Source organism: Acetobacter senegalensis (genome assembly GCF_001580995.1).
GTDB classification, from domain to species: domain Bacteria; phylum Pseudomonadota; class Alphaproteobacteria; order Acetobacterales; family Acetobacteraceae; genus Acetobacter; species Acetobacter senegalensis.
The window spans coordinates 113,427-138,847 of the sequence record NZ_LHZU01000148.1 but is presented as its reverse complement, the minus strand read 5'-3'; the positions used below and the strand labels follow the sequence as shown (position 1 = coordinate 138,847).

The 25,421-nt window shown below is 51.0% G+C and carries 21 protein-coding genes; 8 read left to right on the top strand and 13 right to left on the bottom strand.

Annotation, left to right across the window (positions count from 1 at the left end; genetic code table 11):
* Positions 1 to 8 precede the first annotated feature (8 nt).
* Both preA and AD948_RS17005 read left to right on the top strand, forming a co-directional pair.
* Positions 9 to 1,283: an NAD-dependent dihydropyrimidine dehydrogenase subunit PreA gene (preA, locus tag AD948_RS17010; RefSeq protein ID WP_061472818.1), complete on the top strand. Its 1,275-nt coding sequence runs from the start codon at positions 9 to 11 to the stop codon at positions 1,281 to 1,283.
* Between the two features lie 41 nt (positions 1,284 to 1,324).
* Positions 1,325 to 2,599, top strand: coding sequence for a M20 family metallo-hydrolase (locus AD948_RS17005; protein WP_061472815.1), 1,275 nt, complete (start codon positions 1,325 to 1,327; stop codon positions 2,597 to 2,599).
* A 129-nt stretch (positions 2,600 to 2,728) separates the two neighbouring features.
* Here AD948_RS17005 and AD948_RS17000 read toward each other — a convergent pair whose 3' ends face one another.
* The gene (locus tag AD948_RS17000; protein ID WP_338076688.1) at positions 2,729 to 3,652 is read right to left on the bottom strand and encodes a DMT family transporter; all 924 of its coding nucleotides are present in this window, start codon (positions 3,650 to 3,652) and stop codon (positions 2,729 to 2,731) included.
* A gap of 183 nt (positions 3,653 to 3,835) precedes the next feature.
* On the opposite strand from AD948_RS17000, the gene AD948_RS16995 reads away from it, so the two are divergent.
* Positions 3,836 to 4,324, top strand: a complete 489-nt coding sequence (locus tag AD948_RS16995) for an Lrp/AsnC family transcriptional regulator (RefSeq protein ID WP_061472809.1) — start codon at positions 3,836 to 3,838, stop codon at positions 4,322 to 4,324.
* 107 nt (positions 4,325 to 4,431) lie between these two features.
* Here AD948_RS16995 and ehuD read toward each other — a convergent pair whose 3' ends face one another.
* The 7 genes from ehuD to AD948_RS16960 form a co-directional block, all read right to left on the bottom strand.
* Positions 4,432 to 5,169, bottom strand: coding sequence for an ectoine/hydroxyectoine ABC transporter permease subunit EhuD (gene ehuD, locus AD948_RS16990; protein ID WP_061472806.1), 738 nt, complete (start codon positions 5,167 to 5,169; stop codon positions 4,432 to 4,434).
* 4 nt (positions 5,170 to 5,173) lie between these two features.
* Entirely contained in the window at positions 5,174 to 5,833 is a 660-nt protein-coding gene (gene ehuC, locus AD948_RS16985; protein WP_061472803.1) for an ectoine/hydroxyectoine ABC transporter permease subunit EhuC, read from the bottom strand.
* The gene (gene ehuB / locus AD948_RS16980) at positions 5,830 to 6,714 is read right to left on the bottom strand and encodes an ectoine/hydroxyectoine ABC transporter substrate-binding protein EhuB (protein WP_156479079.1); all 885 of its coding nucleotides are present in this window, start codon (positions 6,712 to 6,714) and stop codon (positions 5,830 to 5,832) included. Before ehuB ends, ehuC begins: the two co-directional genes overlap by 4 nt.
* Positions 6,715 to 6,722: 8 nt before the next feature.
* On the bottom strand, positions 6,723 to 7,520 hold the full coding sequence (locus tag AD948_RS16975) for an amino acid ABC transporter ATP-binding protein (RefSeq protein WP_082782498.1): 798 nt from the start codon (positions 7,518 to 7,520) through the stop codon (positions 6,723 to 6,725).
* Positions 7,517 to 8,527: a N(2)-acetyl-L-2,4-diaminobutanoate deacetylase DoeB gene (doeB, locus tag AD948_RS16970; protein WP_061472799.1), complete on the bottom strand. Its 1,011-nt coding sequence runs from the start codon at positions 8,525 to 8,527 to the stop codon at positions 7,517 to 7,519. Before doeB ends, AD948_RS16975 begins: the two co-directional genes overlap by 4 nt.
* Positions 8,528 to 8,537: 10 nt before the next feature.
* Positions 8,538 to 9,719, bottom strand: coding sequence for an ectoine hydrolase DoeA (gene doeA / locus AD948_RS16965; RefSeq protein WP_061472796.1), 1,182 nt, complete (start codon positions 9,717 to 9,719; stop codon positions 8,538 to 8,540).
* A gap of 67 nt (positions 9,720 to 9,786) precedes the next feature.
* Complete coding sequence (locus tag AD948_RS16960; protein WP_061472794.1) at positions 9,787 to 12,042, bottom strand: TonB-dependent receptor domain-containing protein; 2,256 nt, start codon at positions 12,040 to 12,042, stop codon at positions 9,787 to 9,789.
* A gap of 778 nt (positions 12,043 to 12,820) precedes the next feature.
* On the opposite strand from AD948_RS16960, the gene AD948_RS18895 reads away from it, so the two are divergent.
* From AD948_RS18895 to AD948_RS16950, 3 genes are read left to right on the top strand one after another with little or no spacing between them, the layout of a single operon-like run.
* Positions 12,821 to 12,949: a hypothetical protein gene (locus tag AD948_RS18895; protein ID WP_006558071.1), complete on the top strand. Its 129-nt coding sequence runs from the start codon at positions 12,821 to 12,823 to the stop codon at positions 12,947 to 12,949.
* Positions 12,950 to 13,006: 57 nt separating this feature from the next.
* A complete protein-coding gene (gene eutB / locus AD948_RS16955) occupies positions 13,007 to 13,975 on the top strand; it encodes a hydroxyectoine utilization dehydratase EutB (protein WP_061472792.1) in 969 nt (322 codons plus the stop codon).
* 2 nt (positions 13,976 to 13,977) lie between these two features.
* Complete coding sequence (locus AD948_RS16950) at positions 13,978 to 14,940, top strand: cyclodeaminase (protein WP_061472790.1); 963 nt, start codon at positions 13,978 to 13,980, stop codon at positions 14,938 to 14,940.
* Between the two features lie 174 nt (positions 14,941 to 15,114).
* On the opposite strand, the gene AD948_RS16945 is transcribed toward AD948_RS16950, so the two are convergent.
* Positions 15,115 to 15,594, bottom strand: coding sequence for an Lrp/AsnC family transcriptional regulator (locus tag AD948_RS16945; RefSeq protein WP_006558068.1), 480 nt, complete (start codon positions 15,592 to 15,594; stop codon positions 15,115 to 15,117).
* Between the two features lie 238 nt (positions 15,595 to 15,832).
* Between AD948_RS16945 and AD948_RS16940 the strand changes: the two genes are divergently transcribed.
* Positions 15,833 to 17,008, top strand: a complete 1,176-nt coding sequence (locus tag AD948_RS16940) for a cystathionine gamma-synthase family protein (protein WP_061472788.1) — start codon at positions 15,833 to 15,835, stop codon at positions 17,006 to 17,008.
* A 333-nt stretch (positions 17,009 to 17,341) separates the two neighbouring features.
* Here the strand turns inward: AD948_RS16940 and AD948_RS16935 are convergent, their stop codons facing one another.
* Complete coding sequence (locus AD948_RS16935) at positions 17,342 to 19,915, bottom strand: TonB-dependent receptor plug domain-containing protein (protein WP_061472786.1); 2,574 nt, start codon at positions 19,913 to 19,915, stop codon at positions 17,342 to 17,344.
* A 227-nt stretch (positions 19,916 to 20,142) separates the two neighbouring features.
* Positions 20,143 to 21,942, bottom strand: coding sequence for an ABC transporter ATP-binding protein (locus AD948_RS16930; protein WP_006558064.1), 1,800 nt, complete (start codon positions 21,940 to 21,942; stop codon positions 20,143 to 20,145).
* 156 nt (positions 21,943 to 22,098) lie between these two features.
* On the opposite strand from AD948_RS16930, the gene nth reads away from it, so the two are divergent.
* Positions 22,099 to 22,920: an endonuclease III gene (gene nth, locus AD948_RS16925; RefSeq protein ID WP_061472784.1), complete on the top strand. Its 822-nt coding sequence runs from the start codon at positions 22,099 to 22,101 to the stop codon at positions 22,918 to 22,920.
* 310 nt (positions 22,921 to 23,230) lie between these two features.
* On the opposite strand, the gene hemH is transcribed toward nth, so the two are convergent.
* Both hemH and mutY read right to left on the bottom strand, forming a co-directional pair.
* Positions 23,231 to 24,268, bottom strand: coding sequence for a ferrochelatase (hemH, locus tag AD948_RS16920; RefSeq protein ID WP_061472782.1), 1,038 nt, complete (start codon positions 24,266 to 24,268; stop codon positions 23,231 to 23,233).
* Positions 24,269 to 24,352: 84 nt separating this feature from the next.
* Positions 24,353 to 25,417 carry an A/G-specific adenine glycosylase gene (gene mutY / locus AD948_RS16915; RefSeq protein WP_061473049.1) on the bottom strand — a complete coding sequence of 355 codons (1,065 nt, stop codon included), beginning with the start codon at positions 25,415 to 25,417 and terminating at the stop codon, positions 24,353 to 24,355.
* Positions 25,418 to 25,421: the final 4 nt, after the last annotated feature.

Genomic DNA, 25,421 nt, shown 5'->3' with positions numbered 1-25,421 from the left:
AACAGACCATGGCTGATCTGCGCACCAGTTTTGCTGGCATCACGTCTCCCAACCCATTCTGGCTGGCTTCTGCTCCTCCAACAGATAAAGCCTACAATGTACGACGCGCCTTTCAGGCTGGATGGGGCGGGGTCATCTGGAAGACGCTCGGTGAAGATCCTCCCGTTGTCAATGTCAGTTCGCGTTATGGATCATTGAACTATAACGGCAGCCGCATGATGGGGCTGAACAATATCGAACTGATTTCTGACCGGCCTCTGGCCGTGAATATCGCAGAAATCAAGCAGGTAAAAAAAGAGTATCCTGACCGGGCCGTTGTTGTCAGTCTGATGGTGCCGTGTGTGGAAGACAGTTGGAAGGCCATTCTTCCTATAGTGGAAGAAACAGGGGCGGATGGCGTTGAACTGAACTTCGGCTGCCCGCATGGGATGTCTGAACGCAATATGGGTGCAGCAGTCGGACAGGTGCCCGAATATGTGGAGATGGTTACGCGCTGGTGCAAGCAATATACACGTATGCCAGTTATTGTAAAACTGACGCCTAATATCACAAATATTCTCATGCCCGCGCATGCCGCAAAACGCGGTGGCGCGGATGCAGTCTCACTCATTAATACCATTCAGTCTGTTATCGGCGTTGATCTGGACCAGATGGCCCCAATGCCGGTTGTCGGGGGAAAAGGCACACACGGTGGCTATTGCGGCCCTGCCGTAAAACCCATTGCCCTGCGCATGATTGGCGAAATTGCACGTGATCCGGAAATGGCTGGCATGCCTATTTCCGGCATAGGCGGTATCGGGTCATGGCGGGATGCCGCCGAGTTTTTGGCTATGGGTTCCACCACGCTTCAGGTGTGCACCGCCGCAATGCATTACGGATTCCGAATTGTCGATGACATGATTGATGGGCTTTCCGCCTGGATGGACCAGAAGGGATATGCGGATATTCCGTCTCTGAGTGGTCAGGCCATTCCAAAATTTGTCAACTGGAACAAGCTGAATCTAAAATTCAAAACAATAGCTGAAATCAATCAGGATGCCTGTGTTAGTTGCGGACTATGTCACATTGCGTGCGAAGATACATCTCATCAGGCAATTGCCAAATCCCTGATAAATGGTGAACGCCATTACGATGTGATTGAGGAAGAATGTGTAGGGTGTAACCTGTGCGCCCATGTTTGCCCTATTGACGGCTGTATTACCATGCAACCTCAACCTGTAGAAGAAGAGCTGACCTGGCCGGAACATCCCAACAACCCTAATCGCGTTACTGTGGAATCATAAATCATCTTGAAATAAAGCGTCGTATTAAAGGATTGGCAGGCATGATGCAGGAAAAAAACAAGGCAAGAACCAGCAATCTGTGTGTGGATGGGCAGGCTCTCTGGACCGATCTGATGGACACAGCCAGCTTCGGGAAGACGCCAAAAGGCGGTATCCGTCGATTAACCCTCACGCAGGAAGACAAACAGGTGCGTGACTGGTTCATGCAAACCTGTGAAAGCTTAGGCTGTACTGTCTCCTATGATTCCATGGGAAACCTTTTTGCCCGAAGACCCGGGCAGGACAACACCCTTCCCCCCATCACTATGGGGAGCCATCTGGACACGCAACCAACGGGCGGAAAATTTGATGGAATTCTGGGGGTGCTCGGTGGACTGTCCGTAATCCGTGCCTTGCACAAATCCGGTTATGTCACGCGCCACCCGATCGAGCTCATCAACTGGACGAACGAAGAAGGCTCCCGTTTCTCTCCCCCCATGATGTGCTCTGGCGTATTTGCCGGCGTATTTACTGAAGAAGACGTTCTGGAAAAACGCGACCGCGCAGGTATCCGCTTTGGTGATGAACTGGATACGATAGGATACCGCGGTGCAGAGCCGTGTGGGCAACACCCCCTGACAACTTATTTTGAACTCCATATTGAACAGGGACCTATTCTTGAAGCCGAAGATAAAACAATCGGCATTGTCACAGGCATTCAGGGCGCACGTTGGTATGAAGTCACCGTGCGCGGCAAGGATGCCCATGCGGGATCCACCCCCATGCCCTTACGGCATGATGCGCTTCTCGCTTCTGCAAAAATGATCGAGGCAGTAAGCCTTGTTGCCAAAGAACATAGTCCTTCTGCCGTTGGCACCGTCGGCTTGTTAGAAAACAGGCCTAACAGCAGCAACGTTGTGCCCGGAGAAGTTTTCTTCACCATTGATATTCGCGACCCGGACGATGTCGTTGTTTTGAAAATGGAACAGGATCTTATGCAGCGCCTGCAACAGATTGCAGAAAACGGTGGTGTAACGATTGAAGTCGTTCAGATATGGGACGCCCCAGCTGTGCATTTTGATCAACAATGTGTAAATATGGTGGAAGAAGCCGCAGCCGAGGCCAATTATCCGGCACGGCGTATTGTCTCTGGCCCCGGACATGATGCCGGATACGTAGCACGTGTAGCACCTACCGCCATGATTTTTGTACCCTGCAAAGATGGCCTCAGTCATAATGAAGACGAAAGCATTACCAAGACCCATGCCGAAGCAGGTGCCAATGTATTGCTGGAAGCCGTATTAAAAGCAGATCAGTTTTTCAACCCGTCTGAATGAGAAGCAATTTTTTTAGCAGGAACATCTCAATATGTTCCTGCTAAACTGAGCGGCAGGACGCACCGTCACAATATTACGAGAAAAGTTCATAACTGCGTAAAGTTACCGAGAGTAAAAGATGCTCCATCATTATTCATCAACACTCTTCCGCGCTCTTCCTCCTGCCCATGTCGCGAAAATAACGCTACCGACAATCAGCGCCAGTCCAATTGCCAGCAAAGCGGTAATGTGTTCATGAAGGAATACCGCTGAAGCAAGAACACCAATAACCGGAACACCCAATGTAACATTGGACATAGTAAACGTTGAGACACGACGTCCATATTCCGCTGAAATTACGAAACAGAGTGAGGTTGCAACCGGTCCAATAAACAGCAGCAGTCCCCACAGTTCGGGTGTCCAGCGTTTAACATGGGGCAACCCCACAATAGCCAAGGACATCACGGTCAGGCTGACAGTTGCAAACAGCATCTGCCAGGGGGCCAGATCAATAGGACGGGAAATCCACTGGTGCCGCTTTACATGCAGGATCACCAACGCCCAACCTACCGCCGCCAGAAGTAACATAGCGGCCCCCAGCACTGCGCCCGGGCGATTCCAATCCATCTCTAGCGGCGAACAGATCAAACCAATGCCACAAAGCCCGACGCATAGTGCAATTAACTGTGTTGAAGTTGGTCTGTCCCCAAAAAGCAACCAACCAGCCAGCAAGCCCCATAAAGGCGTTGTGTAAGCAAGAAGTGCCGCGTGACTCGCATCTGTATACTGCATTGCTGTTACACCAAGCGCTGTGAAGACCATCATCTGCAGGCCGCCTATACTTGCCAGAATGGCCCAGTCACCGCGCTTGGGTAGTTTGAGTTCACGTCGCCACCCCAGAAACAGAAACAGGCAGAATCCTGCCGTCGCAAAACGGAGTGTTGCCATCCACAGCGGATCCATTAGCCCAACAGCGATTTTCATAGCAGGCCAACTTAATCCCCAGAGCACAACCATAACACCCAACCAGAAGTTAGTTTCATTTGTTGCCGAAATTCTTACTGGCTGTACCATTGAGGACGACATTCAAGAAAGTCCGTTCTTTTGAAATTTCGCGGGCTGCAAAGCAAAAAGAACCTTGCAGCATCATGTGCCGAAATATTAAAGAAGGCTTGTTGGAAAATCTGACTTATCTTTTGCGTTGTTTGTGAATAATCTGGTAATAATAACCTTGATGCTCTAATTTAGGGGAACATCTTGCCTGAAACATCTTTTACGCTGGACACCACCAGCATACGCATTCTGAATGTGCTTCAGGAAAATTGTGAAATCAGCAATAACGATCTTGCTATGGCAGCAGGAATTTCAGCCTCTCCATGCTGGCGCCGTGTCAATGAGATGAAAAATCAGGGCGTAATTCAGCGATCAGTCGCCATTGTGAATCCACTGGCGCTTGGCTTGGCAGTGAATGTCTTCGTCCACGTGTCTTTAACACATCAGGACAAACACTCTCTTGAGATTTTCAACAAGGCCGTAAAAACCAGACCCGAAGTCATGGAATGTTACCTTATGTCCGGAGAGTCTGATTATATGCTGCGTATTGTTGTTGAAGACCTGATGAAATTTCAGGAATTAATTCTGGATTTCCTAACAAAAATTCCTGTTGTCTCCAATATACGCTCGAGCTTTGCCCTGAGCCAGATTAAATACACAACCGCTCTTCCAACAGGACATCTGGGCAAATAAGTGATAGTAGGTCATGTTCGTAAAATAATAAGATATAATAAATCTCCATTATTTCTGAAAAAAAACATAACTTTATTTACATTAATTAATTTCTCTTCTATTACGTTTTACGAAATAAGATTTTCAGACGGGTCCATTTCAGAATTTTCATAAGGCCTCTTGAGAGAGGACGCAGAATGATCGTCTTTTTCACGCAGCACACCGAGAATCCTCGTCATACTTCCAACGCAACCTCTGGCAACCATACCAAGAGCTAGAAACAGCACTCCGACCATAGTAATGGGTTCAAGGTAGCGATAATGCATATCGCCAAACAAACTGGCTTCTCCCATCATTTCCATAACAGAAATTGACGATAAAAGCGGCGTTTCCTTGATCAGAGCAATGAAATAGTTGCCCAGAACGGGAAGCACAGGACGGATAGCCTGAGGGAGAATAACATATCGCCATGTTTGGAAAGGCGAAAAATTGCAGGCTTTACTCACTTCCCACTGCAATACGGGAATTGCTTCAATTCCGCTTTTATAAACATTTGACAGATATGTTGCGTAATGAACCCCAAAACCCAAAATTCCACAACCAAACGCTGGAAGCGTGATATTTGCGTACGGCAGAAGATAGTAAAGAAAAAAAAGCTGAACAAGAAGCGGTGTACCACGAATGAAATGTGTGACACCAGAGATAAGAAAAAAAATTGGCCCTCGGGTTATTTTTTCAAGGACGGCGATTGCCAGCCCCAGACACACTGCCAAAGCGAATGAGCTGAGAGTTGCTATGATAGTAACTTGCAACCCTTTCAGCAGATAAGGGAAGACCATGACGGCAAAATGGTTATCCCACGTCATATTATTATACCTTCACCTTTTGAGGGTTAGCCAATCGCGTTACAGAACGAATAAAGAAAAGAATGACAAGATAGAGAATAAAATAAACAATCAGCGTCACTGCAAATGGAAGGAAAGTCTGCCCCGTCCGGATACGGAACTGCTGTGCCTGAAAAGTAATATCTGACAACGATATTAACGAGACAATAGAGCTGGCTTTCATCAACTCGACCATATTATTGCCGAACACAGGCAACATACGGGGAAAAGCCTGAGGCAGAATAATATATCTGAATGTCTGATACCGGGTAAAATTTAACGCACAGCAGGCTTCGTACTGATCTCGGCCAGTCGCCTGCACTGCGCTTCTAACAACCTCTGCCCCGTATGCACCAACATTAAGACCCAGCCCCAGGATACCAGCAAGCAAAGGCGAGAGTAACAACCCGAATGCCGGAAGAGCATAATAAAGCCAGAAAACCTGAACAAACACCGACGTGCCACGGAAAAGTTCAATATAGCAAACGCTGAAAACTCTAATGAAACGCCACCGCGAAACACGACCCAAACCAAAAACGAACGCGCACACAAAAGCGAGAATGCTACCGGAAATTGTCAGAATGACCGTAATTTCCAGCCCACGCAGAACAGAGCGGAGCAGATCAGATAAAACGAGTTCTGTCATAAGGACTCTTTTCCCCTACAAAACTCCTCTCGCGTATGGCCACGCGCGAGAGAGGGATCAAAGCCGTGTGCCCGCAAGATCCGGTCATACGTCCCGTCGGCCTTCAGTTTTGCCAGCACACGATCATAAGCATCCCTGAGGTCAACAGCATTCGGGCTGAACGCTGTTCCGGCACACATAACCGGCGCGTCTTCTACCGTCACAAGAGAAAATTTTTGTCCACGCCAGAGATCAACCAGATGCTGTGCAGAAGACGCTGGTAAGGAATAGACCTGTATGCGGCCTGCCAGAAGCATGATCATTCCACTGGGACCATCTGGAACGGGAACAAGGCGGCTCGCTGGAACCCCCGCCGCCAACGCCTCTCGTTCCTCCGTACCTCCTGCGGGCACGCCAACGTGCAGCGAGGAGTTTGTCGCCAAATCATGGTAGGTTTTTAGTGCAAGAGGCATACCCTTTTTCATGAGAAATGCTTCTCGGTCACATAAGTCCGGTTCTGAGAAAGCAACTGCTTGACACCGGCCGGGTTGGATAAACAAACCTGAGCTGATTGCATCACTCCGTCCGGCCAGAAGCCCTGGAATCAGGCCGCCAAAAGTTGACAACACACCCTGCAGTTCTGAAACCCCCATTCGTTGAAACACGGCATGAGTCAGGTCTGGGCCAGTACCACCCACCTGCCCGTCTGCATCAATTACTGTCCAGGGAGGTTCATTGGACAGACCAATTCTTACATACCCACGTTTTTGTAATTTTTCCAGCCGCGTTGGGCGGCTCTCACCGTTTGCTTGACAGTCTGCAGAATGGATAAAGTACAAAAATGAAAAAGAAATTCCTAAAATAAAACTATATTTTTTTATTTTATTTGAAAAATAAGTCATATTTCGCATTACACATCTATGACAGGGAGCCCCAGAAAGGCCCGTGTGCGATTATCCTTTGGATTGGTGAACACCTCATCCGGTGCGCCGTCTTCAACAATCTGACCGTGATCAAAAAACAGGATACGATCGGCAAACTGCCGGGCAAACTCCATTTCATGAGTTACAAGCAACATAGTGGCGCCAGTTTTCCGACAAATCATGTTAAGCAGATCTAGAACCTCAGAAACGCGCTGCGGATCAAGGGCTGAAGTCGGTTCATCAAACAGCAAAATATCAGGTTGAAGAGCCAGCGCCCGTGCAATAGCAACGCGTTGCTTCTGGCCGCCAGAAAGCTGGTCAGGAAGAAGGTAAGCCTTTTCCCCTAATCCAACCATTTGCAAAAGCTCGTGTGCTCGATTTTCTGCCTCAGTCTTTCCTGCCTGGCCATTGAGGATCTGAGGAAGTGCGATATTATTCAGAACATTCAAGTGCGGAAAAAGACCGAAATATTGAAATACCATTCCAATTCGTGATCTGACAGCACGAAGCTGGCCTTCGGGAAGCAGGCGTGGCGTATCAGGTGCTCCCTCATACATCGGAACACCTTCAATCCGCACCTGGCCTGCATCAATTGTTTCCAGCGTCATGAGAAGACGCAGGATTGTCGTTTTTCCGGACCCTGAAGGGCCAAGCAAAGCAACTTTCTGGCCTATGGGAATTTCCAGGTTCAAACCATCAAGAACCGATATACCGTTGAACGCCTTTGAAACGTCTGAAATTTGTATCATCGGACATGACACGACTATCTGCTCCATGATGGTCATAAATCTTCTATTACAACGCCAAAAGATGCCACACAGTCACCCATTTTTATAAGGCCTGGAAAGTGACGAGCAATCAGAATGCCCTCACAGGGCGCAAGAATGCGTGTCGGTGCGACACCAGTTCTATCAATTGTATGAATGCGCGCTATTGTCTGACCTTTTTTTACCGGAGCTTCAAGATCAACACACATTTCAAGAAGGCCGTCCTGCTCAGCAAAAACAAAACTCTCATCTCCCGGCATGTCCAACCACTGCGTAGGTGAGGTTACAGCTTCACCCGCAAGGATACCCACGTGCCGCAGGACATTCCTCACACCTTGCCGGGCAATTTCCGCTGTTCTTGCTGAAACCGTGCCGCCACCTCCAAGTTCGGTTGTGACAAATACCTTTCCCATCTCTTCAATGGCTGTATCAAACATTCCCCGTGAATCGATTTCGACCATTTTTAATGAATAGGGAGCGCCAAAAGCCTTGACGGCAGAGAAACATTTCTCTTCCTGAACAGGATCAGGTAAAACATGTGCTGCCGCAAATGGAATGAAATCCAGCGTTTTACCACCAGAATGGAAATCCAGAACAATATCACACATAGGCAATAGAACGCGCTGGAAGTAATCCGCAATTTTCTCTGTCACCGTGCCATCTGGGCGGCCGGGAAAAATGCGGTTCATGTTCCCACGATCAATAGGCGAGGTACGTGTGGCTGCACGAAAGGCAGGATAATTCATTGCCGGGACAATGATGACACAACCAGAAACATCTAAAGGATCAAGTTCTTGCGCAAGTCCAAATAGAGCAACAGGCCCTTCATATTCATCGCCATGATTACCACCGGTCAAAAGAGCAGTTGGACCCTCCCCGTTACGCACAACTGTTAGGGGAATCATGATTGATCCCCAGGCGGAATCATCACGGCTGTAAGGCAGGCGGAGGAAGCCATGATGAATACCGTCTTTATCAAACGGAACGGTAGCGACAATAGGGGAATCAAGCTGTGTATCCGTCATGATGCGGCCCTCAGTCCTTCACAAACAGTTTGCGGGGCACATTTGCCAAACACTCGTAACCTGTCTCGGTAATAAGAATACTTTCGGTTGTTTCAAAACCCATTGTATCCAGCCATAAACCAGTCATGAAATGAAACGTCATTCCGGGTTTCAATTCAGTCTTGTCTCCGGGCCGCAAACTCATCGTGCGTTCACCCCAGTCTGGCGGGTAGGACAGACCAATAGGATATCCCGTCCGGTTATCTTTTTTGATCCCGTATTTTTTCAGAACATCGAAAAAAGCATTGGCAATATCTTCACACAAATTGCCAGGCTTTGCCGCCAGAAGCCCCTCTTCCATACCCTCAAGAGTTGCTTTTTCCGCATCAAGAAAAGCCTGTGTTGGCTTGCCAAGAAAGACTGTTCTGGAAAGCGGGCAGTGATACCGATGGTAACATCCGGCAACTTCAAAAAAAGTACCCTCGCCCTTGAGCATAGGACGATCATCCCATGTGAGATGAGGAGCCGATGCATCTGTGCCAGATGGTAGCAAAGGAACAATTGCAGGGTAGTCTCCACCAAACTCCGCTGTGCCACGAAGCCCTGCATCATAAATCTCTGCAACCAGGTCACATTTTCTCATTCCTGGTTCTATTTTTTCATAGATTCTGGAATGAATATTCTCGACGATCTTACCTGCCCGCCGCATATAAACAATTTCCTGCGGACTTTTGACCGCGCGCTGCCAGTTGACAAGACTAGTTATATCCAAAAACCGGGCATTTGGCAGACCTTTCATTAACGCGGCATAAGCGGCAGCAGAAAACCAATAATTATCCATCTCCACGCCAATAATAGCAGCCTGCCACCCCCGTTCCGATATCTTGGCTGCCAGATAGGTCATTGGATGGCGTTCTGGTGACTGAACATAGATATCAGGATAACCAAGGATATTGTCTTCACTGATCCACGCTGTTCGGCGCGCACCATTGGCATCCTGTTCCCGGCCGAACCAGATTGGCTCTCCCGACAAGGGAACAATGACGCATTGATAAACGTAGAATGACCATCCATCGTATCCCGTCAGCCATGCCATGTTGGATGGATCACTTACGATCAGAAGATCGACATTGCGTCGGCTCATTTCCTGACGTGTCTTCTCAAGACGCGCAGCATATTCTTCGCGGGAAAATCTCAACCTTGCATGATCCATATCACACATTCTTTCTAAAAAAGTGAAGACAGGCTATTTGATAAAACAGTTTTTCGAATATCGTTCGTCAGAATCTGGCACGCACTGTCCCGAAATACTGTCTGGGCGCACCAATCATGAAGCTCTGATAATCTCCCATAAAGGGGTTTCCATTCTCTCCCATCGTACTGATGTAAGAAGAATTGAAAAGGTTGTAGACGTTGAATTCAAACGTCATGTTTTTCAGGAACCCTTTTGTTCCCAACTGATACTTTGCCCCAAGATTGGCAAGCCAGTAGCCCGGAACGGATGTATCATTCATATAGCTCAGATACCGTTTCCCGATATAATTGACATCAAAATGGGCCGACATCCGTTTATAGGTATAATCCACACCCGCTTTGTACATGAAATCCGGGTAGTTCACGACCTTCTTTCCCGCCTGATGATACACCACACCCGCCGATGTTATATCCGATCCGTAACGAGAATCGTTATAGGAAATACTGTTATATATGGAAAGGTTCTTTATTGGCCTGATTGTAAAAGCAGCATCAACACCGTTCATCGTAACGGATCCAACATTCACAACGGTAGAAACCGGATCGACAATGGATGCGGATGCCATGGATTGAAGACGATTGAAAAAATTAACCCGATAGAGATTAAGCGACGCCGAAATCAGGTTGGAATTATAACGATAGCCCAATTCATAAGCCCAATCTGATTCGGGTTTGATGGTTTTCTGCAATTCATGGAATGTTGCCTGATTGGTTACACCCCAGGCCTGGCCCATCTGATAACCACCCTGGGCATAAGCGCGCTTGTTCTGGGAGATATCAAAATAGAGTTCGTGCCCCGGCAGGAAACGCCAGTTGGCGCTGATGTGCGGAAGAAAAGCGGCGGCTGTGGTCAAGGAACCAGAAGGAAGCTCAGACTGCCCTGTATAAGCCACATCATTCGCTGTTGCACCACCATGAGTTGTAACCAGCATGGAGCGGAAGCCAGCGTGTACGCTTAGATTTTTGAGAATACGGTAGGTGTCCTGAAGGTGATATTCAAACGTGTTTGTGTTGTACGTTGTGCCCCACAATTGCCCAATCGGATTTCTGAAACTGCTCATGGAAAGCGGATTCAATGGCTTTCCTTCGCCAAGGAGCGGCATCTGATACGCAAAATAATCCATCATATAACGGTTATTTTCATACCATACGCCACTGTTAATCGTGTTGTGAGCGATTTGATATGTTACGCCCGTCGTAAAGCCATACCGGGCAATGGATCCTTGATGTTCCTGATAACGCAGGGGGGCGCCATTTGGTGAGGACGCAAATGGACTGGCGTAGCCGCCCCATCCAAGGTTTGAGTGACCATACGCAACACTATCCCACGTCAGGTTGTCGGCAAGTGTAATATGCGCTTTTAGCCCACCCAGATAATCCCGAGCGATTGCACTTGAATCATAGAACATGGCATCCAGCGGATCATTGCTTTTATCCTGCCCGTTTGTGAAAATGCCCTGCGCAGCAAGATAAGCCCCTTTATAATTTGGATAAAAATTATCCAGACGCGGCCCTAATGTGTGCAGATAATTAAGAGAAAGGTCCTGATAGCTGAGATATTGCTGGTCGTCCCAGTCAAAAAATGCCGAGATTTCACTGTTCTCACCAATAGGCTGAACCAATTTGGCATTCACTTTCTGATCAAACAGCGGGCCGGAACCTTTCCATTTTTCACTATTGCTACGCGCATAGGAAACGAAGAACCGTGTACCGGACGCGTTGAGATCGCCGGAATTGAGACGCACGAATGTTCTAAAAGCACTATTGCTTCCAAACGTCTGGCTAATATCAATCTGCCGCTTCCGTGTCGGGTCCATGGAAACAAAGCTGATCGCACCGCCAAGATTATTGGTGCTGGGGGTATCAACCGCCCCTGCCCCCTGCGAGACATCCATCCGACTGATATTATCAGGTGAGATCGCCTGATTGATGCCCAGACCATTGTAGTTTCTGTAAGTCAGCTCGCCAAGTGGAATGCCATCAAGGGTAAAGCCAAGCTGGTCCTGAAAGAAACCGCGAACGTAGAGCTGCGTCGCCCAGCTATCCTGCCCCATAGGGTCGGCTGCTGTTAAGAGCACACCCGGCTGTTGCGCAATCACCTTGAGAGGATTGGTGCCAGGAACAAATTTTTCTATGTCACGCGCCGTCATGATTTCATTGGAGCCATGGGAGGCACGGCGCGTGACGACATTTACGGACTCTTCTCCAGAAGAGATTGCTGCGCGCGCCCGGCCCTTTGCTCTCGTAATCTTTTTGACGCCTGCCTGTTTGGGCAACGCCACATGGCCCTTCGCTTTCTGATGCGACTCAGCAGCGAGACTTTCAGAGCCCCCAACCGACACAAATAGCGTCGAGCATAAAAGCAAAGGGCACAAAGTGCTTTGTTTCATCCGTACGTTCCTCATCAAAGGCCAAGGGCCACTGGTCCATGCGTCTCGTCAGGAAACAGTCGGCAACGAAAACCCAGATTGCGTATTGGGCGTATCTCACAGCGATGGCATGGCTGGAGAAAGCATTCCGAGAAGATCTGGGGATCGCGCCTTTTCCAGTTTCATATCGAAACCAGAATAACAAAGCGCGAGAGACTCTTTGCATCATATCAATGCAAATATGAGAGGATAATATGCGCTATAAGCGTAATTCTCACATATTTTCGTAGTGAAGCATGCGCCTCTGTTTTAGTCTCCTTGGCAACGTTGCGCCCACGCGTTGAAAGATACTGGCTGCAGTCCTTAGCCCCACTTTCTTTCAGAACAGTATTCCCGCCCAGCGTTTTGAGTGATCTCCCTGTTTTTTAACGTAAGGATTTTTTGCATTCCTAAAAAACGATAATTGAGAAAAATCGTTTTATTATCATCAGAATATCATTCATATGGGAATGCGGTATCGCAGAGAATATCCCTCAGAGGCATAACGTTACCAAAAAATAACAAAAAGAAGAGCCATTCCGATGTCTCTTTTGGCGATGAAATTCTGCGTTAATTTTCATATATGCGTAGAAATCCATATCGTCAACGTATCAAAATGCGGGAAAACAGTTCAGAATCATGATACAGTGCTATGGAAACGATTCGTCAGGCACGTGAGCAGGAAACAGATGAAACTTCAAAAAAAGGGGGCTTTGCCCGTTATCGCAAGACTTTACAGAACAAAACCCGACTTCCTGTTTTCTTTACAAACAGATTATAAGAGATCATCTGTAAAACAAAGCGACGCAACGAAGTATTTTTCTGAACAACTTTCATCATGACACTGCCTGTACTAAGTGACGTCATGGCTGCTGCAGGGCGGCTACGGGAACGAATTGTTCGGACACCGTTGATCTCGTCAGCATCATTATCTACGATCCAAGCCTCATCTGTTTTTTTGAAACTGGAAACTCGGCAAACCACCGGAAGTTTCAAATTACGCGGTGTCAGCAACACGCTTCTTCTCTCTGGCCAGACAGCAAAAGGATTTGTTGCTGCCTCCACCGGTAACCATGCTCGCGCACTGGCATATGCGGCACAGCAGATGGGAAAATCGTGTGTTGTCTGCATGTCAAAACTTGTTCCTGAAAACAAAATCAGCGCTGTAAGGGCGCTTGGTGCAGACATAAAAATCGTTGGGTCCTCGCAGGACGATGCGCAGCAAGAGGTTGATCGGCTTGTTCTCTCTGAAGGATTGCTTCCGGTTCCGCCATTTGATGATAAGCGTGTGATTGCTGGACAGGGTACAATCGCACTGGAAATTCTGGAAGATAGACCCGAGGTTGATACCCTTCTTGTTCCTCTCTCTGGGGGGGGGCTTGCCGGGGGTGTGGCCATGGCGGCCAAATCAGTCAAACCTTCTATTCGGGTTATCGGGGTCAGCATGGAAAAGGGCGCTGCCATGGCGGCCAGTCTTCAGGCTGGCAAGCCTGTTGTGGTAACGGAAGAACCGACACTGGCAGATTCTCTTGGCGGTGGTATCGGTATTCCCAACCACTACACGTTTAATCTGTGCCAGACATATCTTGATGACATTATCCTTCTGACAGAAGAGGAGATTGGTGCAGGCATTAGTCATGCCTACTGGCAGGAACAGGAAATTGTTGAAGGAGCCGGAGCTGTTGGAATAGCAGCTTTACTGGCAGGAAAAGTGCACCCATCTGGCACGGTAGCTGTCGTTGTTTCTGGGAGAAACATCGACATGGCGGTGCATCAGAAGCTCGTCTCAGAATACCAGAAGATATAAGCATGCAAATTCTGACCGAACCTCAACTACGTTCACTGATAAAGCTGGATGTAACGCTGATTGATGCCATAGCCGATGGGCTCCAAGCGTTGACCGCGGGCAATGTTGTGATGCCCGATATCCTGCGGCTTGATATTCCCGATCGTGGGGAAGTCGATGTCAAAACAGCCTACGTCAAAGGGGTTCAAAGCTTTGCTGTCAAAATAAGCTCTGGTTTTTTTGGAAATAGCGCTTTGGGGCTACCGAGCCTAAGCGGCATGATGGTTCTTCTGGATGCAGAAACAGGTCTGACAAAAGCTCTTTTGCTCGATAACGGCTACCTGACGGATATACGGACTGCAGCAGCCGGTGGCGTCGCAGCGCGTGCGTTATCACGACCGGATTCCCATATTGCTGCTATTTATGGTGCAGGCTTACAGGCACGTCTGCAACTGGAAGCCCTGATGCTGGTCCGCCCCATCACCGAGGCACGGATTTGGGCGCGCCGCCCGGAACAGGCGCAAGCAACCGCTGAATGGTGTGAAAAAGAATATGGTCTACCCGTTCAAGCTTATGCCAACCCAGCAGAAGCTGCAAAAGGGGCCGATATACTCGTCACGACAACACCATCAGCTAGCCCCATTCTGCTACAGGATTGGCTGGAGCCTGGTCAGCACGTTACCGCCATGGGATCAGATGCCGAATTCAAGAATGAATTAGACCCAGCCATTATTTCTCACGCATCCCTTTATGTGGCTGATAGTCTCCCTCAAACCACTCGGCTTGGGGAGCTTCACAATGCATTGGAAAGCGGCCTAAGCATTGATCCTTCCCGCTCCACAGAACTGGGAGCCGTTTTGAACGGAAACCACTCTGGCCGACGCGCATCGGATGAGATTACTGTAGCCGATCTGACTGGAACAGGCGTTCAGGACACTGTTATTGCTACAATGGCTTATGACCTATGGGAAAAGACAACTTTATGAAATAAAGGGAAGATAATCCACAAAACGGTCTTTTTAAAAAAAGTAGAAAAAGCCTCTATGTTATGGCAGGAAAATCCCTCCATCAGGATCTAATGTAACTTTCAAACACTCTTCGCATGCACAAGCAAGAATACGGCATGATGCCGAGTGTTCTGTCAGTCCCTAATAACGGTACTAATCCTCATCAGGAACTTCTACAGGGACCGAAAAACCTGCCTTGACCCTGTCCATGACCACCAGAGTCTTGAAACCTCGGATATCTGGGTTTTCATAGAAGAAGTTTCTGGTGAAAACTTCATAATCCTCCATGCTACGGGCAGTAACATACAGAACGAAATCGGTTTCACCCGTCACATAAAAGCTATTGACAATTTCAGGTGTAATACGAAGTGCTCTTTTGAAACGATCAATAATATCAGACCGTTCACGTTCAAGGGTGACCAGAACAATCATCTGAATCGGGCGCCCCACCGCCCGCGCGGAAATGATCGAGACATCCCCTTCAATCACACCAATATCACGAAGCCGTTTCAAACGCCTTTGGCAGGCCGTGGCAGACAAGCCAACCTGATCTCCGATAACCTGAGATGTCAGACGGTTATTTTTCTGAACGATCTCAAGAATACTCGCATCAATGCGGTCATAAAGCTTCATAAGCCGGAAATCCTCATCGAATACATCATTACGAACGATATCATATCATAATCGGAATATTACGCAGTAAATATGTTTATGGATAGCCCTATACTCTGATGATCGAGACGTTCTCCACTTTTTGTTACAAGAAGGAAACATAATAATGAAATGGTTCCAGAATGCGTGACAGCCAGAAAATGGATGAAATCAGAACGTCCGCCGCTTCAATGAAATCTCTTCTGTTCAGGTATACGCTATGAAAAACGTGGGTGTTGGCACAGAATCCGTTTGGGCCGGAGAAAGTGACGTTTTTTCCGAAGGTGCCATATGCGTGCCGGTCTATAATTCCGTTGCATTCGGCTATGACGATATGGAGGAATGGTTTGCCGTCGCCACAGGGGCAAAACCTGGCCATATTTATTCAAGAAACACAAACCCGACGGTACGTGTTCTTGAAGAGAAAATAAAAATCATGGACGGTGGAGAAGAAGCAACCAGCTTTTCCACGGGCATGGCGGCCATAAGCAACACGTTGCTGGCTCTTTTGGAGCCGGGCGACCGTGTTGTGACAATCAAGGATACATATGGCGGCACAAACAAGATTTTTATCGAGTTTCTGCCCAAAATAAATGTTGATGTCTGCCTGTGTGACACCGAAGATTATGATCTTATTGAACGTGAGATCGCAAAGGGCTGTAAGGTCGTTTATCTGGAATCACCGACCAACCCGACGCTGAAAGTTCTGGATATTGAGCGCCTTGCCAAATGCGCCCATGCCCAGGGTGCGATTGTAATTGTGGATAATACATTCGCCACCCCGATCAACCAGACTCCCCTTTCTCTGGGAGCGGATATTGTGGTTTACAGCGCCACAAAATATCTGAACGGCCATTCTGATGTAATGGGCGGGTTGGCCGTCGGCCGGAAAGATCTGATCGATACGATTTTTCATTATCGTGAGATTACGGGTGCAACGCTGCATCCACAGTCGGCCTATATGATTTTACGAGGCATGAAGACTCTGGAACTGAGGATGCAACGCCATAATGAAAATGGTATGAAAGTTGCAGAATTTCTTTCTCACCATCCCAAAATCGACAAGGTCTTTTATCCGGGCCTAGCGACACATCCGGGGCATGATGTTGCCAAAAAGCAGATGAAGGCTTTTGGTGGGATGCTCAGCTTTTCTGTCAAAGGCGACTTTGACAAGGTTGTCGTTTTGCTGGAAAGCCTGCGCTACGCTCACAAGGCAGCCAGCCTTGGCTCTGTCGGCACATTGGTTGGCCCCCCAAAAACTACCAGCCATGTGGAACTCAGCGCGGAAGAACGTCAGGCTGCCGGCATTCCTGAAAGCCTGATCAGATACTCGGCTGGTGTGGAAGACAGCTGTGATCTGATTGAAGATCTATCGAGCGCGTTAGACAAACTCTGATATAAAATCACTAAACAGTCGAAAATTGTATGCACTGTGATTACCCAGTCCTCAACATAGGAGTGGGTCATTGTGAACAGACAGATCTGACTGTGCTCTCTCTGGTTTCACTCTGCGCTGAGACAACCGAGAGAGCACAATTCTGCAAAGTGAGCGTTGTTCAGCCATTTTTAGTGCCTGCACGCTTGGGCAGGGAAGAAATGTATTGGCTTTTCTTTTCAGGTCTTTCTGAAAAAAATCACCATTAAAAAAAGACCGTTCCTTTCAAGAAAGAACGGTCTTTTTTGATCATTTTCTTATAACTGAGTGTCCAACAGCAGAGCGTGGAAGCTATCAGAAAGAAATATCTCCGCGCAGGTAATAGAAGCCGCCATTCATACCAAGTTGAGACGTGCTCATGTAATACTGGGGTGCGCCCAGATAACGGTTGTTATCCGGCACGCGGCTGGGGCGGGCATCAAACAGGTTGTTTCCCCCAAGCGTTACGGCAAGATGTGGATTAACACGATAGGTGACTTCAAGGTTTGTAATGAATTTTGGCGTGTTCTGAAATTCTCTGTAATTTGTGCTGGAGAGAGAGCTGGTGTTTCCGGCCCCACCATAATAGGTCAACTGTGATGTTACCTGCCCGTAGCGGATTTCATGCACGGCAACAGCCCATTTTCCGCTGGTAAAGCGGCCACCAAAAATCATCTTGCTGCGCGGGTAAGCTGTGGTGATGTAAGCAATGCTCTGCGCATTCAGCAGCGGATTACCATTGGTATCCGTAGCCTGATGGGAAAGGCGCGTACGGTTGAGGTTGATCGCAACATCCCAATCAATGCGGCCAATATTGCCAAGCTGGGTAGGATAGGTTGCCGTCAGATCCAGCCCCTGTGTACGTGTGCTAGCCACGTTGGCAAACCAGTGGGTGGAAAGAGAAGCATCAGACCAGGACTGATACCCCTCCGGCAGAGCAAAGCCGTTCATCAGCAAAGCAGACGCTGCCTGAGCGCCATAAACCTGGCCACCCGGCATGATCTGATCACGCAGGTTGATCTGATACACATCCACTGTGACATGCAGTTTCTTGAACGGTTCCATGACGATGCCACCGCTCACGTTGGTTGAGCGTTCCGGCTTGAGGGCGGAGGCACCATTTGCCAACGCACCGGCCGAATTCACAGCGATCAGGCCACGTGCGGCCGTGGGAGAAATAGCCAGAGCGCTATAATGTTCCTGCGCAAGCGTGGGGGCATGAAACCCGTTGGAGATCGTGGCGCGGAATGCCAGACGAGGCGAGACATCGTAACGGGTAGACACTTTGCCCGTTTCTGTATCCCCTACGTCTGTGTAGTGCTCATAACGCCCAGCGAGATCAAGCTGCCAGTGGCGGGTAAGGTGTGTGGAAACATCCACATACCCAGCCACAACATCACGATTGAAGTTGCCCGCGTTTCCGGGGTTGGTGCCCGCCAGAGCATCTGACCCGCTGCCATAAAGGGAGTCAGGAGAACCGGTGCCGATGGAATAGCTTTCATACCGGTAGGATGCCCCACCTGCCACATTGATTTCATGCGGCCATCCAGAAAACCGGAACTTGCGTGACAGATCGAACGTGTTGCTCCACTGCGAATTATTGAATCCCTGCACATCAAAACGTGTTGGCGTGCGGCCTGTATCACGTTCGATAGCGGTGTTTGCAGAGTTCTTCAGGCCGATATCATTGTAGTCACGCCCGTAAACGGTTGAAAGATCCCAGTTCCAACCTTTGAAAACACCTTTGATGCCAGCAGTAAGTTCGTAATCATTCTCCTCCATGGTTTGCAGGGGAGAATAGCCGTATGGATAAAGGGCTGCGTAACCGGGATAACTGGCCAGAGAGGACGGCAGACGGTAGTTCTGATACGATTCCGCGTGGCGATGAGCGTAGGTTGCCGTGCCGTAAAGCTGGATATTGTCGGTAATATCGTATCCGGCCTTGATGGCCACACTTTCACGCGTCTGTTCCGGCTGACCCAGCACATTGTTGATCTTGGTGCCGGTACGGGCATCGGGCGCGCTGCGATAGGTGTGATCGGTATGGAAAAAATCGCCACTGACGTGAATAAAGCCACGCTGGCCCAGCTTGGCCCCGCCATCCAGATAAACGCCCTGCTGAAAACCATCTTTGGCCGCCGTGATGCCGGAGATGGATTGTGCATGAAAACCGTGATCCTGCTTTTTCAGGATGATATTCACCACACCTGCCACGGCATCTGACCCATATTGTGCAGATGCGCCATCACGCAGCACTTCCACATGGTCAATGGCCGCCATGGGAATCATATCAATATCAACAGCAGTGGAACCCTGCTGCGGGCCCGGGTCTGCATACATGTTGGCCGTGGTGTGGCGCCGTTTGCCATCTACCAGCACCAGCGTTTCATTCGGGTTGAGGCCACGCAGGCTGATGGAATCAGTCAAAGCGCCGGTGTCAAACCCGCCGGTGGGCATGGTGAGAGAGGGCAGAAGCTGGGCCAGAGCCTCCCGCAGGTTGGGCTGCCCGGTCTGGCTCAACTGCTTGGCAGACACCACATCAATAGGGGAAAGACTTTGCCGGGCCTTGCGGCCTGTCTCACGCGTGCCGGTGACAATGACGCTTTCCTCCCCACTGCTTTCAACGGGGGCCGCAGCCGCTGTTTTGCTAACAGAGCGCACCGTACTGGCAGCAGAGGGATCTGCCACAGAAGGCGTGGCGGCGGCAGCCCGGGTTGAGCGATGCGGCACTACCGCAGCGTCAGACGCCGTCCCTGTATTTCTACCACTCGAAGAAGGCTGAACTGTCTGTGCATAGGCAGCAACTGGCCCGGAAAAAAGAGTTGCGGTCAGCAGCGCGGAGGCAAAACTGCCCCGCTGGCGCAGAACCACGCCTTTGCCTGCCCGCATACCTTTTCTACCCTCTGACAAAAAACGCTGATGCACGAGGCACGCTCCTGATACACAAAAATACAAATAATAACGTATTATTATCTATACAACTTTTTCTTTGGTATCATCTGGAAAGTCTGATGGCAGATCGTATTGGCAACAGCGTGTGGTGGTTTGGCAACAGTTTGTTTCAGGGCTGAAACCCACGGGCTATCATCTGCGTCTCTGCTAACGCAGACAGCCTACTACTGTTCCAGGGACTGCAATTCATACAGTTTGTGATAAAGTCCGTCCGGTTTCTGCACCAGTTTTGCGTGCGAACCATCTTCCACCACATGACCGCGCTCAAACACCAGAATGCGGTCCAGATCAACCACAGTGGCAAGACGGTGGGCAATGACGATCACCGTGCGCCCTTCCATCAGCCGCTGCATGGCCTCCTGCACCAGCGCCTCTGATTGAGAATCAAGGCTGGCTGTGGCTTCGTCCATCACCAGAATAGGGGTGTTGGCCAGAAACGCACGCGCAATGGCCACCCGCTGACGCTCCCCACCCGAGAGCTTCACGCCGCGTTCACCAACCAGCGTGTCATATCCCTCCGGCAGGCGGGCAATGAAGTCCGCCGCATTGGCCAGCCGGGCAGCTTCTTCAATATCAGCCTGTGTGGCATCCGGGCTGCCATAGGCAATATTGTCTGCCAGACTGCGGTGAAACAGCATGGGCTCCTGCTGCACGATGGCAATTTCCGACCGCAGAGAGGACTGATTGATGGTGGAAATATCCACCCCATCAATAGTGATACGCCCGCCATCCAGTTCATAAAGCCGCTGCAACAGCTTGGTGAAAGTCGATTTTCCCGAACCTGACGGCCCCACAAGCCCCACACGGCTACCCGCTTTGATGGTGACGTTCAGATCAGAAAAAATCTGCTTTTTCTGGCCCGGATATTGAAAACTGACATGCTCGAACCGGATCTCCCCTTCCCGCGCTTTGAACGGAACGGCAGTGGGAACATCTTTCACGGATGGTTCGGTACGCCACAGTTCAAGCAGTTCTTCCATCTCGTTGACGGAGCGCTGCACAACGGACACCTGCTGGCCGATATCCCGCAGATAGCCCTGCACCAGAAAGGTCATGGTCAGCACGTAAGCAACATCGCCCGGCCCGGCGAGCCCTTTCAGCCACAACCATACTGCCGCCCCGGCAAGAGCCAGCCGCATGAACGTGACCATCAGATTCTGAATGCCCGCGCTGTTGGTGCCGCGTGTCCATGTCAGGCAGGTATGTTTGCGCCACTGGCCAATAACATCCTCCAGCCGCTGCTCTTCACGCTTCTCCGCGCCAAAGGCTTTGACCACCGCATTGCAGGTAATGGCATCCGCCAACGCGGCCCCCATGCGGCTGTCCCACCGGTTGGATTCCCGTGCCGTGGGCGCAACATAACGCAAGGTCAGCAGGCAGGAGGTGGTGATGAAAACCGCGGACAGAACGCCCAGCAGCACCCCCATGAAAAGCCAGTGCCATGCCAGAACCAATGTGGTCAGCACCAGCAGGCAGACTTCGGGAATGAGCATAAGCAGCAGGGTATCATCTAGCATGTCCACCGCCCACATGCCGCGTGTCAGCCTTCTTACGGTAGAACCTGCAAAGGTATTGGCATGCCAGTCTGTGGAGAGACGCTGCACCCGCGCAAAAGCCTGCGCGCCGATCTTGTGCATGACCTGCGTGGTCAGATGTGTGATGCCCAGATAGGCGGCCCGCTTGCCCAGCACATTCCCCACGCCGCACGCCGCCATGCCAACCAGCATCCAGATGGCATCCCGCATCAAAGCAGACTGTGTTGCAGGCTGCGCGACATCCGACACCAGCCGTCCGGCCAGAACGGGCATGAGCACATCCAACACCGTGGCTACCATGACACCGGCCACAGTCACCCACAGCGGAACTGGAAAATCCAGCCAGCGGCGCATGACAAATTTCAGGACATCGACAAACAGATTTTGCCTCCGTGCGGCGGAATGCGCAGCGGAAGAGGGGGTATTCATAAGGAAATTCCGAAAAATAGCTCAGGAAAACTGAGAAAACAGGCCATATCTGGTCCGCTTATGTATCGTGCCCCATTCTTTTTAGCAAACCAGAACCGTGCTCAGGCCACACTCTGCCAATGGACGCACCAGCCCGGAGCGGGATAAACTGCCCCCATGGTCAAACAGCCCCTGCCCCCATCCCGCCGTACCACGCAGCCCGCAACCTCCAAACGGAAGGTTGCTGCCAGCCCGAAAAAACCGAAGGCTGCGGCAAAAGACAAGGCAGCACCTGTTGAGGACGCAAAGACTGTCACGCAGGCCCCACGTGACATGACCAAAGAGGAAATTCGTCTTTTCCTGACCGATCTTTCCCACGCGTGGCCCAATGCAGTGACAGAACTGCATTACACCACGCCTTTCACGCTGCTGGTGGCGGTAGTGCTCTCTGCGCAAGCGACGGATGCATCCGTCAACCGTGTTACGCCGGGCCTGTTTGCAGATGCCCCCACGCCAGCCGCCATGGTGCAGCTGGGGGAAGAAGGCGTGGGCGAACACATTCGCACTATCGGGCTATGGCGCAACAAGGCCAAAAATGTGGTGGAACTCTCCCGCCAGTTGCTGGAACGGCATGATGGACAGGTTCCGGGCACGCGGGACCAACTGGAAGCGTTGGCAGGGGTCGGCCGCAAAACAGCCAATGTGGTCCTGAATGTTGCATTCAATCAGCCCACGGTGCCGGTGGATACGCATGTGTTCCGGCTGGCCAACCGCACCGGGTTGGGGCGGGGCAAGACGGTGGAGGCGGTGGAAACCGCGCTGGAAAAGCGTATTCCACCGGAAATGATCCGTGATTCCCACCATTGGATGATTTTGCAAGGCCGTTACGTATGTAAGGCGCGTAAGCCGGAATGCTGGCGCTGCGCCGCCAGTGCGCCGTGCCTGTTCCCTGCCAAGACGGACAGACCCGTCAGCAAACCGCCGCGTCAGAGCACATAGGCCGGTTTTCTGTTTGGCCAGAGCACGCGCTCCCTGCCCTGCCCTGTCCGACCTGACAGCGTATGCTCTCTGTCATGCACATGGCAAAAAATGGGTCAGTTCTGTTCGGCAAGCCGTCAGCTGCTCACCAGCCTCTTCGGCTGATGCTGGCTCTTGGAGGTACGTCAAAAGTAAGGAGTTGAAACCGCTAGGTTTTTGAACCTGAAAGACAGGTGTGAGGGCGCGAGGCAAACCCATCTGGACGAAACACCCGCAGATCCATGGCCAATACCGGTTGCCCCTGAACCCGGCAGAGTTTTGCAACAGCCTTTTACAGCCAGCCGGAAAGGTCCTGCCGGGCGAGCTGTTCCAGCATATCCACACAGGCGGGGCTATCATTCAGGCACGGCAAAAGCGTGAAGGCTTCTCCGCCTTTGGCCATGAACTCATCACGCACTTCGTTGCCAATTTCATCCAGCGTTTCAATGCAGTCGGCCATGAAGCCGGGCGTAATGACCGCAATATTCTTCACCCCTTTTTCGGGAAGGGCTTCAATAAAGGGCGCGGTATAGGGCTCCAGCCATTTGGTGGGCCCAAAGCGGGACTGGAACGTAAGCGGCAGTGTTTCCGCAGTCATCCCCAAGGCAGCACGGAGGGCTTCTACCGTGCGGATGCAGTCCGCCAGATAGGAATCTCCCTTGTCCACATATTCCTGCGGCAAGCCATGAAAGGACGCCACCACCATCTGCGGCGGCGTGGCAAGGGGTGCCAGCCCGTCCCGCACGGAATCAGCCAGTGCCTTGATATAGGCCGGGTGATCAGGAAACGGAGGCAACGTGCGCACAGCAGGTTGATTCCGCAGACGCATCAGCGCACGAAAAAGCTGATCATTCGCCGTAGCAGTCGTGGTGGCGCTGTATTGCGGATAGAGCGGCATAGCCAGAATGCGGTCACACCCATGTTCCAGCAGTTCCCGCACACCCGCCGCAACGGATGGCTTGCCATAGCGCATGCCCCACGCCACGGGCACGTCATCCTGAATAAAGCGCTGGGCCAGACTTTCCGCCTGTGCTCGGGTATAGCCGCGCAGGGGGCTTTCATTACGGGTTTTGTCCCAGATACGCTCATACGCCTTGCCGCTTTTACCGGGGCGTACCGTCAGGACAACACCCTGCAAAATGGGCTGCCAGAGCACAGGAGAGCCTTCTATCACCCGACGGTCAGACAGAAATTCGGACAGGTAGCGCCGCACGGAGCGGTATCCGGTATCATCAGGCGTGCCGAGATTCAGGAGCAGAATACCGGGGCGGCCTTCAAACGCGGCTGTGCCATCTGGGCGTTTACGTGGGGGAATATGGTGAAAAACCATGATCTCTTTCCTGAACCCGAACAGCCCTTGGCCGAACGTCTTTTAAAACAAACAGCCTTTTGCCAGCCTGCCATGCCAACGGATTTACGTGGCCAGAGTTTTCAAGCCCCGTTTTATGCACTTGAGCATAAGGGAGGGCAACGAGAGCGCATCCACCCCGGTTGCGGGAGCCAGAAACCCCTCCTGCACGGCCTGATTGGAAAAACGGCTTATACGTGCAGCATAGACCGTGACCTGCAGCGTGAAGTGCGTAAACACATGCTTGACCATGCCGCAGTCCTGCCATTCGGTCTGCACAGGGGCGTGGATCAGGGCTTCCTCCGTGCTCCACGGCTCGGTGCGCCATGGGGTGCCGGGCAGTTCTGTCATGGCGGCAAGTAGCCCTTTTTCTGGCCGCTTGCGTAAAAGCACCTGCCCGGCCGCATCAATCACCAGAAAATGCGCACCGTATCGCACCGGCTTGACCGCCTTGGGGGCGCGGCGCGGCAAGGTTGCAGCTATGCCCGCCTTGTGCGCCGCGCAAACCGCAACCCACGGGCACAGCCCGCAAGCCGGAGAGCGCGGCGAACACAGGGACGCGCCCAGATCAAACAGCGCCTGCGCAAAATCGGACGGACGTTTCCGCGCTTCTTTATCCGCGTTCAGGCCAGAAGCGAGAGCCGCAAGCTTTTTGCGCGATGCCGGAAGAGGCTCTTCTATGGCAAACAGGCGCGAGGTAATGCGCTCCACATTGCCATCCACCGGCACCACGGGCACGCCGAAGGCAATGGCGGCCACAGCGGCGGCGGTATAGGCCCCTATTCCCGGCAGGGTAAGCAAGCCTTCCACCGTGTTGGGAAAGCCGCCAAGCTCCACCACCTTCTGCGCACAGGCATGCAGGTTTCGGGCGCGGGAATAATAACCTAGGCCCGCCCACGCGGAGAGGACATCATCCCGGTCCGCCGCGGCCAAAGCCTGCACGGTTGGAAATTTTTCCAGAAAACGATGATAATATGGCCCAACCGCCTTGACGGTGGTCTGCTGAAGCATGATCTCGCTCAACCAGACCGCGTAAGGATCTGCCGTCTGGCCAGAGCCAGAACGCCACGGCAGCACACGGCGATGACGATCATACCAGTCAAGCAGGGAACGGGCGGGCGGGGTTTTCACGGAG

Excerpts from the sequence above, each read along its gene's own strand:
- preA (WP_061472818.1), top strand. The coding sequence starts at position 9 with ATGGCTGATCTGCGCACCAGTTTTGCTGGCATCACGTCTCCCAACCCA.
- AD948_RS17005 (WP_061472815.1), top strand. The coding sequence starts at position 1,325 with ATGATGCAGGAAAAAAACAAGGCAAGAACCAGCAATCTGTGTGTGGAT.
- AD948_RS17000 (WP_338076688.1), bottom strand. The coding sequence starts at position 3,652 with ATGGTACAGCCAGTAAGAATTTCGGCAACAAATGAAACTAACTTCTGG.
- ehuD (WP_061472806.1), bottom strand. The coding sequence starts at position 5,169 with ATGACGTGGGATAACCATTTTGCCGTCATGGTCTTCCCTTATCTGCTG.
- ehuC (WP_061472803.1), bottom strand. The coding sequence starts at position 5,833 with ATGACAGAACTCGTTTTATCTGATCTGCTCCGCTCTGTTCTGCGTGGG.
- ehuB (WP_156479079.1), bottom strand. The coding sequence starts at position 6,714 with ATGACTTATTTTTCAAATAAAATAAAAAAATATAGTTTTATTTTAGGA.
- AD948_RS16975 (WP_082782498.1), bottom strand. The coding sequence starts at position 7,520 with ATGACCATCATGGAGCAGATAGTCGTGTCATGTCCGATGATACAAATT.
- doeB (WP_061472799.1), bottom strand. The coding sequence starts at position 8,527 with ATGACGGATACACAGCTTGATTCCCCTATTGTCGCTACCGTTCCGTTT.
- doeA (WP_061472796.1), bottom strand. The coding sequence starts at position 9,719 with ATGGATCATGCAAGGTTGAGATTTTCCCGCGAAGAATATGCTGCGCGT.
- AD948_RS18895 (WP_006558071.1), top strand. The coding sequence starts at position 12,821 with ATGGAAACGATTCGTCAGGCACGTGAGCAGGAAACAGATGAAACTTCA.
- eutB (WP_061472792.1), top strand. The coding sequence starts at position 13,007 with ATGACACTGCCTGTACTAAGTGACGTCATGGCTGCTGCAGGGCGGCTA.
- AD948_RS16950 (WP_061472790.1), top strand. The coding sequence starts at position 13,978 with ATGCAAATTCTGACCGAACCTCAACTACGTTCACTGATAAAGCTGGAT.
- AD948_RS16945 (WP_006558068.1), bottom strand. The coding sequence starts at position 15,594 with ATGAAGCTTTATGACCGCATTGATGCGAGTATTCTTGAGATCGTTCAG.
- AD948_RS16940 (WP_061472788.1), top strand. The coding sequence starts at position 15,833 with ATGAAAAACGTGGGTGTTGGCACAGAATCCGTTTGGGCCGGAGAAAGT.
- AD948_RS16935 (WP_061472786.1), bottom strand. The coding sequence starts at position 19,915 with ATGCGGGCAGGCAAAGGCGTGGTTCTGCGCCAGCGGGGCAGTTTTGCC.
- AD948_RS16930 (WP_006558064.1), bottom strand. The coding sequence starts at position 21,942 with ATGAATACCCCCTCTTCCGCTGCGCATTCCGCCGCACGGAGGCAAAAT.
- nth (WP_061472784.1), top strand. The coding sequence starts at position 22,099 with ATGGTCAAACAGCCCCTGCCCCCATCCCGCCGTACCACGCAGCCCGCA.
- hemH (WP_061472782.1), bottom strand. The coding sequence starts at position 24,268 with ATGGTTTTTCACCATATTCCCCCACGTAAACGCCCAGATGGCACAGCC.